The organism is Mesorhizobium sp. M0106 (assembly GCF_040322715.1).
Lineage (GTDB): Bacteria > Pseudomonadota > Alphaproteobacteria > Rhizobiales > Rhizobiaceae > Mesorhizobium.
In genome coordinates, this window is the sequence record NZ_JAMYUA010000125.1 from 1 (window position 1) to 1152 (window position 1152).

General features: G+C 64.1%; 2 protein-coding genes. Both read left to right on the forward strand.

Annotation, left to right across the window (positions count from 1 at the left end):
• A partial coding sequence (locus NKJ55_RS35380) for an ABC transporter ATP-binding protein C-terminal domain-containing protein (protein WP_502904551.1) occupies positions 1 to 103 on the forward strand: 103 nt, incomplete at its 5' end.
• Positions 103 to 999 carry a branched-chain amino acid ABC transporter permease gene (locus NKJ55_RS35385; RefSeq protein ID WP_352453924.1) on the forward strand — a complete coding sequence of 299 codons (897 nt, stop codon included), beginning with the start codon at positions 103 to 105 and terminating at the stop codon, positions 997 to 999. The genes NKJ55_RS35380 and NKJ55_RS35385, both read left to right, overlap by 1 nt.
• The last annotated feature ends 153 nt before the right edge of the window (positions 1000 to 1152 follow it).

Below are 1152 nucleotides of genomic sequence, written 5' to 3' on the forward strand. Positions count from 1 at the left end.
CCGCAAGATCGCCGACGGGACACCGGCCGAGGTCAGGGCCAATCCGGCGGTGATCCGGGCCTATATCGGCACCGCCGAAGGCGAAGATGGCGAGGGCATCTGATGAGCTACTATGATTTCCTCTTCGTCATCGAGGTGCTGGTCGGTGGCTTGCTCTCAGGCGTCATGTATTCGCTCGTCGCCATCGGTTTCGTGCTGATCTACAAGACGTCGGGCGTGCTGAACTTCGCGCAAGGGTCGATGGTGCTGTTCGCCGCACTCACCTTTGTCAGCCTTGTCGAACGCGGCATCCCGTTTGCGCTTTCAATGCTCATTACCCTCGCGGTCATGGTTGCGCTGGGCTTCACCATCGAGCGAACTGTGCTGAGGCCGCTGGTCAATCGCTCGCCGATGACGCTGTTCATGGCCACGCTTGGCCTGTCTTACATCATTGAAGGCGCTGCCCAGTTGGTGTGGGGCACGCAGGTGCACGGGCTCGATCTCGGCATCGACGACACGCCGTTCGAGGTCGGCGGTATCCTGATATCGTCGTTCGATCTTCTTGCTGCAGGCATTGCCGCGGCGATGGTCGCCGGCTTGAGCGCATTCTTCTATTGGACCCGCGTCGGCCTAGCGTTTCGCGCCGTCGCAGACGACCAGTTCGCGGCGCTCGCCGTCGGGCTGCGGCTGCCCCGGATCTGGGGAACGGTGTGGACGGCCGCGGGGTTCGTGGCACTGGTCGCGGGGCTTTTGTGGGGCGCGCGCCTCGGCGTCCAGTTCTCGCTGTCGCTGATCGTGCTGAAGGCGCTGCCGGTGCTGGTGCTTGGCGGCTTCGATTCTATCCTCGGCGCCATCGTCGGCGGCCTCATCATCGGCGCCAGCGAGAAGCTCGCCGAGGTCTACCTCGGACCCTTTGTCGGTGGCGGCATCGAAGGCTGGTTCGCCTATGCGCTGGCGCTGGTCGTCCTGCTGGTGCGCCCCTCCGGCCTGTTTGGCCAGAAGACTGTCGAAAGGGTCTGACCGATGGCCGTGCAAGCGCTCGATGCCGCAAGGCTTCCCATCGACTGGCAGAGGTTAGCTCTGCCCGTCGCCCTGATTGCCGTGGCCTACGGCCTGATCCCCGCCTATGCGTCGAGCTATCTCGTCGAGGCGATCCTGCTGCCGTTCCTTGCG

Excerpts from the sequence above, each read along its gene's own strand:
- NKJ55_RS35385 (WP_352453924.1), top strand. The coding sequence starts at position 103 with ATGAGCTACTATGATTTCCTCTTCGTCATCGAGGTGCTGGTCGGTGGC.